Source organism: Bradyrhizobium sp. P2_E8 (assembly GCF_056403875.1).
Window position 1 is genome coordinate 1 of record NZ_JBFUES010000352.1, and the last position, 6,896, is coordinate 6,896.

At 60.5% G+C, this 6,896-nt stretch carries 3 protein-coding genes and 2 pseudogenes; 3 read left to right on the forward strand and 2 right to left on the reverse strand.

Annotation, left to right across the window (positions count from 1 at the left end):
• Positions 1–891 (reverse strand): annotated as a pseudogene (locus AC1D00_RS20020) (undecaprenyl-phosphate glucose phosphotransferase); the annotation flags it as partial.
• Positions 892–1,311: 420 nt separating this feature from the next.
• Here AC1D00_RS20020 and AC1D00_RS20025 point away from each other — a divergent pair.
• Positions 1,312–2,751, forward strand: a complete 1,440-nt coding sequence (locus tag AC1D00_RS20025; RefSeq protein ID WP_477011850.1) for a polysaccharide biosynthesis/export family protein — start codon at positions 1,312–1,314, stop codon at positions 2,749–2,751.
• Between the two features lie 249 nt (positions 2,752–3,000).
• Positions 3,001–4,059, forward strand: coding sequence for a UDP-glucose 4-epimerase GalE (gene galE / locus AC1D00_RS20030; RefSeq protein WP_477011851.1), 1,059 nt, complete (start codon positions 3,001–3,003; stop codon positions 4,057–4,059).
• A 464-nt stretch (positions 4,060–4,523) separates the two neighbouring features.
• On the opposite strand, the gene AC1D00_RS20035 is transcribed toward galE, so the two are convergent.
• A complete protein-coding gene (locus AC1D00_RS20035) occupies positions 4,524–4,901 on the reverse strand; it encodes a VanZ family protein (protein WP_477011852.1) in 378 nt (125 codons plus the stop codon).
• Between the two features lie 563 nt (positions 4,902–5,464).
• Between AC1D00_RS20035 and AC1D00_RS20040 the strand changes: the two are divergent.
• A pseudogene (locus AC1D00_RS20040) lies at positions 5,465–6,896 on the forward strand (hypothetical protein); the annotation flags it as partial.

Here is a 6,896-nt window from a genome sequence, read left to right on the forward strand (position 1 = left end):
CGGAACGATCACGAATAGAATGCTGGTCAGAACAAGGCCCGCGCTTGCAACGGCGATGTCGACTCCCCTTTTGATTGCTCGGCTGAAAGGAGTGAGCGGAGATTGGAATATCCGCATCGTCACCATGTTGCCGAACTGGGTGCTACGCGACACGGCCATCAGATCGATGGACCCAACAAGCACGACGTGAACGTCCACTGGCAGGTCTGACAGGGCGGCGGCAAGCGCGAGAGCGGAGCCACAATCCGATTCCGAAATCAGAATGACAACGTCATCCACCCGGAAGGGTCGGCAGTCCGCGACCAATTGGCGGACATCAGGTGGCGCCTGGCCGGCGTCGGGGTGCGCCGGAACCAAGGAAGCGGCGCGAGCCCGCGGAAAGTCGAACGAGCGAATGGTCCGAATTCCAGTGGCGTTAGCTCGCGCGGAAAACTGCAAGCAGTGACCCGGGTCTCCTATGAGGATGACGCGCCTGGCATCGATCAGACCAGACGCGATAGCAGGCTGCAGCACTGAAAACCATATTGCCCGCGTGGACAGCACGGTGATCAGGACACTCCCGGCCTGGACGATGACAGTTGCTCGCGAGTAATCCCCGGAGGCTTTCAGAACGAATATTGCCGAGACGAAGAAGGAGAATACGAGGAGGACGGCGCTGGCACCGCTMCATAGGAAGACGTGGCGGGGCTGCGTCAGGATTCGGGAATATTGCCGTAGTCCGATGGAAACCAGCAATTCCAATGTGGAAATCAGAAGGGATTCCAGAATGTACCTGGCGGAATCCGGCGACTCCAGCAARACCACGCGATGATAAAGGACAGCTGCGAAATAGGCCGCACCGGCCACGAGCACGAACTCTGTGCCTGCTGCCACGACCAATAGAGCGGTCAATCTGCTCCATCCAACGCCYCCTGCAATCGCCCTGCCGTCATCGAACGAATGTGCCTGAAGCTTGGTAGAGGCCGGCAAATTGGTGAAGGACGCATAAGTCATAGCAGTCAGCCACCCGATCACTCGCCACTTGGGCTGAATCAGTACAGTCCGGGTCACTGGATGAAAATTGGCAATGCGGATGGGACGGGCAAAAAGTGGGTAACTACGATGGTCGATTGAGCCGCGACAGCGCGGGATTAGATTCGGGCGGCAATGGAAGCGCCCGTCCCAGTGGGTTCGATGGGCATGATGGAGAACCGATCAGTCGAACAGAGGGGAAGAAGGCACCAGCGGTTCGGCGTCAATGAGAACAGAACGTCGTTTTGCGGATCGCCCGTCTGGACGGCTACTCGGACGGTTGTTGGTGTGCTGCCTTCCATGAACAACTTTGAAAGACTTCACCTCGGTGACCACGTTCGTACAGGGAATGCCGCCATGCCGAACTCCAGACTGCGCAATAGCCTCCATGTCGGCGTCTCCGGCAGCGACCTGGGTCGTTGCATCAAATGGACCTTGGTGGCCGTTGGCCTGACAATCTCCGTCACTCAAGCAAGGGCGGAATATCTGGTAAACGTCGGAGATGTACTGGAGGTTGCGGTGGCGGGCGTGCCGGAGCTACGGCATCGTGCTCCCGTTCAAATGGACGGGAATGTTTCGTTGCCACTGATTGGAACGCTTCCAGTGGCCGGCCTGCCCTTACCACAGATCCGAGCCAAGATCGGGACTGCCCTTGCGCGCAAGGTATTTCGGCAGAGGACGACCGATGGCCGTGAGACGGTCGTCGTGATCGACGCAGACGAGGTCACGACGATCATCGCGGAGTACAAGCCCATATACGTGAATGGGGATGTATCGAAGCCGGGCGAGTACCCTTATCGTCCGTCCATCACCACGCGCCAGCTCGTCGCGGTGGCAGGCGGCTACGACATCATGCGCGTCAGAATGAACAACCCGTATCTCGAGTCAGCAGACCTGAGAAGCGAGTATGGTTCGCTTTGGACGGAGCTGGCCAAAGAACAGGCGCGTATGTGGCGCATCAAGTCCGAACTTGGAGAGGGGACCCAGATCAGTCCAGCCGCTCTGATGGACGCGCCCCTGGCTCGATCGGCGATTTCGGAAATCGTCAACGCAGAAACGGAATATCTGAAGACCAAGCAGAGTGATTATCAGCAGGAAAAGACGTACCTTCAGCGCGGCATTCGACAGGGGGACGACGAGGTCCGCGTGCTGTCAGAACAGCAGAAGAAGGATGAAGAAGGACTGCAGGGGGATCTTGAAGACCTGCAGAAAGCGACCGAGCTCTTCGGCAAAGGTTCCTTGATCAGCCCTCGCGTTACGGATGCGCGGCGCGCCGTGCTGCTGTCATCAACGCGGAAGCTACAAACCTCCGCGCAGCTGATGCAGGTTAAGAAGCAGCAGGACGAGTTCGTCAGGAAGCTGGCAAAGCTGGATGACCAGCGGAGGCTCGACCTGCTCCGTGAGCTGCAAGATACCAGCGTAAAGCTCAACCAAATCCGCGAAAAGCTGCAGAGCGTCGGCGAGAAACTTCAGTACACTGCGATGGTGCGATCACAGCTCGTGCAAGGATCCGGCAACCACGCGGAGATTGCCATCATCAGGAAGGGCAGCAAGGGACAGGAACGGATCATCGCAAGCGAAGACACCGAGTTGCAGCCGGGTGACGCCGTCGAGGTCGCCCTCCGATACCAGGATGGTCCTGCCGTGCCTCCTCGAAGGGTGGGCAGTTCAGACATTCCATCAGGGCCAAGCCGGACCGATGCGACCGCAGGCGATTCGGTGCGCATCGGGCAGAGGTAACAAGCGGCGTCGCAATTTCGCAGCGGGAGATGGCATTCTGCCAGCTGTGCCCCCGTTGGCGAATCCACCCCTGCTCTGCCTATCGCAACAATATCGGCGAAACCGCCTCGCTGCCGCACCACCCGCGATGCAGTCCACCAGAGGTAGCTCATAAGGCCCAAAATCTCCACGCCCCGTGGGCGCGACTTGCAAGTAATGTGGTGCCGCATTGCACGGAGGCCAGTTGAGCTAATGCGGAAGCTGTCCGAAATGATCTTGGTGACCGGAGGTGCCGGCTACATCGGGTCCCACGTCTGTATCGCATTGCTGGACGCCGGGTTCGACGTCGTCGCCGTCGACAACCTTTCCAACAGCAACAAGGCGTCGCTCGAGCGGGTCCAGTCCATCTGCGGGCGATCGCTCATCTTTCGGCATGCCGATATCCGGAATGAAGAGCTGATCTACGACATGCTTCGTACCTGCGCAGTGACTGCGGTCATTCACCTTGCAGGACTGAAGGCGGTGGGGGATTCCAACGTACGGCCCATGATGTATTACGAGAACAACGTCCTTGGAACGATGCGGCTGGTGTCGGCCATGAAGAGGGCGAAGGTGAAGACGCTCGTGTTCAGCTCGTCGGCGACCGTCTACGGGATGCCCAGATACCTGCCGCTCGACGAGAAGCATCCCCTCGGTCCGACCAATCCGTACGGCCGCACAAAGCTCGTCATCGAAGAGATGCTGAAGGATCTCTGCAGGTCCGACGACGGTTGGCGGATCGGCAATCTGCGCTACTTCAACCCGGTTGGCGCGCACGAAAGCGGGCTCGTCGGGGAAGACCCGCTGGGCGTTCCCAGCAACCTGTTGCCGTTTGTGGCGCAGGTGGCGATTGGACGGCGGGAGAAGCTGCAGATCTGGGGAAACGACTATGACACGCCTGATGGCACCGGAATCCGCGACTTCATTCATGTGGTCGATCTCGCATCCGGGCATTTGAGTGCCCTGCGCCAGCTCGGACAGCCCGGTCTGATCACGGTCAATCTTGGAACGGGCAACGGCAGCAGCGTTCTGGACATCGTCCGTACGTTTGAATCGGTGAGCGGACGATCAATCCCCTATGAAATCAGGGAGCGCCGGGCCGGTGATGTCGCCGCCTGCTATGCCGACCCGACGTTTGCGAAGAACGCGTTGGGCTGGGCATCGACGCGGTCGTTGGAGCAAATGTGTGCGGACCATTGGCGTTGGCAATTGCAGAACCCCAACGGTTATCAGGGCAGCGAGCTTCCGAAGGTTCGGGAGCGGTCCAGGCATCTTCGTCGTCATGCCTGAGCGTGCGCGTCCGAGGTGTTGAAACGTGCAYCGGCGGGTCTGGCCGCATGAGTGGAGTTCGGGACGAGCTGCAGCAGCGTGCATGTCGCCCCATCAGGGGTAGCTCGTAATGACCCAAAATCTTTTCACCGCGGAACAAGCCTGCAGGTAAGATGCAGTCGCGCCTGGGGATTTGCGATGCCACACTATCGTGCGTACGTTCTGGATGAACATGGCCAATTGGGAAGCGTCGTCAACCTTCACTGCCCTGACGACGCGTCCGCAACCAAGCGGGCCGGACGGTTGGCCGATGGTCACGAGGTTCAGCTTTGGCGACTGGTTGCCGAGCTCAAATTCGACGATCCGCAGCACCGATCCAGGCGACGACGGAGTGCCCGTGCACCAATGCACTGAGCTCGATTGACGGTGCGTTTCGTCTCGCCGCGAACTCGCGCACCCCGGTGCAAGCCATATCAGTGCGCTCACTAGGGACGTTGGCGCGTCACCGCGTCGGGATCTTGGCCTAATTGCGCCATCATCCAGCCGGCCGCCGCGGAAAGCGCGAAGCCGACGCAGGCCGAGAGCGCATCGACCATAAAATCCTCAAGTCTCGCGTGCCGTCCCGGCACCCATAGTTGCATGATCTCAAGCAGGCCGATCAGGGCAACGGCGAGCGCTGAAGCAGTCCAGCGCCGCTGCGGATAGGCAAAGCCGAAGACAATCCCGATCAGAAGGAAGGCGAGCGCGTGATCGCCTTGCTGTCCGAGAAGGGGGTGAGGCCGAACGTCCTGAGGTCCAAGCGTCACGAAAGTGACGGCCGCCGCGAGCAGCCACGCGATCAGCCGAAGAAGAGCGGTAACCACTAAAGGGCCTCGATTGGCAGCCCCACCCGGGGTTCATCATTTCTGAGACTCGATTTCAAGAACATGCTCCCTCCACTCGGCGCAAACGGCAGCCTCAATAAACGCACCCTTCAGCAAACATTTCTCGCACGCTGGGCCGAGGCCGCGAACCTTGAACGATCCATTCGGCTGCAGCGCTCCCAGTACGAAGCAGATCGACCTGCCAGTTTCCACGCCGAGCTGACGGGTCTGCAGCAGGTGTGTTCGCTGCCCTACCTGAGCGGTACCAGATCAATGGTTACCACCTGCTCCTGATATATGAGTGCAGGATTCCTGATGTGCGTGGACGAAAGGAGAGTACTCCAAAAGGATTGGACACTGAACCAAATCCGGAAGGCTCCAGCCTGCTGAGGCCATCTCATGGTTCATGGCTTGGATGATCGGGCACAGTCCGAAGCCTAACCCAAAAGTGGTGGGGAGGGTCCTCCATTCGAGCTATATGATTCGCGTAAAGATGGAGCGCATAATGAGGCATCTGGGGGCATCTGAAGGATATCGTATCGCCACGCGACAGGTGATTGCCGATGGCTCGCACGGTCATGCTCAACGGGGACGTGAAGATCTCCCTCACGCGGGGAAGATGCGCCCCCCTGTGGATGGCAGCGGTCATGCTCGCCATGACATGGCCGTCGGAAACGGAGGCTTCCCAGGATCAGGCGCGGCACCTCGCAGGCGCGCAACAGGCGACGACTGCCCGCGATCGCGGTTCTGACGAGTTCAGGAAGTTGTTGCCGCGCCCGGGCGGCAGCGACAAATCGATACAGGTTGCGCAAGCGTCGACCGGCGACACAGGTGCCCTGCAACAGCCCCCGAAACAGCAACGCGACTGGGCAGAGTCGCTGTCGTGCGACCTTGCCTTCGCAAGGCGCGACATAGAGTTGCTGCAACATTTCGAGCGGGAGCATGATCGGGTCGAGTGGCTGGCGCAGGCACTTGACGATGCGCGGCGCGAGGTCGAAACGCAAAAGGCGCTGGCAGCGAAGGCCGTCGAGGAAGGTTCCCGACTGAAGGAAGCTTCCCGGCCGAATCAAGCGGGCGAGAGTGGCGCCGCTGAGCTGCAGGCATTCCTGCAGGAGGAGCGCGAGCGGTCGGCGCGGCTGGAGCAGGACCTCGCAGCCGCGCGGCGCGATGTCGAAACCCAAACCGCGTTGGCGACGAAATCAGGTGAGGAAGTATCCTCGCTGAAACAGACGGGAGAGAGCGTCGCCACGGAGCTGCAGAAGACGCTGCAGCAGGAGCGTGAACAGTCGTCGCGGCTGGAGCAGGATCTCGCAGCCGCGCGGCGCGATGTCGAAATCCAGACCGCGCTGGCGACGAAATCGGGTGAGGAAGTGGCCGCGCTGAAGCAAGCGGGGAATAGCGCCGCCACGGAGCTGCAGAAGACACTGCAGCAGGAGCGTGAACGGTCGGCGCGGCTGGAGCAGAATCTCGCGGCCACGCGGCACGATGCCGAAACCCAGGCTGCGCTGGCGGCAAACGTGAACGAGGACCTTTCGCAGCGCAGTCGGGCGGCGGAAGCCAGCGCCGAGGACTTGAGGCAATCGGTGCAGAAGGAGCGCGAAAGGGCCGACACGCTTGCGCAGGATCTCTCCCTGACGCGAAGCGCCATTCATGCATATCAGGCGCAAACAGCGCTGTTGGCGAAAGCCAGCGAGGGCCTCTCCCTGCTGAAGGCGGCAACAGGGGACGATGCGGTGGAGTTGCAGAAATCCCTGCAACAGGAGCGGGATCGGACCGGCCAGTTGGAGCAGGCGCTTGCGGCTGCGCGACGCGATATCGATGCGCAGACGGCGCTGGCTACAAATGCCAGCGACGAAGTCGCCAGGCTGACGCAGGCAGCAAAAGCCGGCGCCGTGGAGCAGAGGCGGTCGATGCAGAAGGAGCACGAGAGAGCCGAAGCGCTGGCGCAGGATCTCTCGATGGCACGCAGCACGATCTACGCATACGAGGCTCAAG

Coding starts and splice junctions, on each gene's coding strand:
- AC1D00_RS20025 (WP_477011850.1), top strand. CDS start 1,312: ATGAACAACTTTGAAAGACTTCACCTCGGTGACCACGTTCGTACAGGG.
- galE (WP_477011851.1), top strand. CDS start 3,001: ATGATCTTGGTGACCGGAGGTGCCGGCTACATCGGGTCCCACGTCTGT.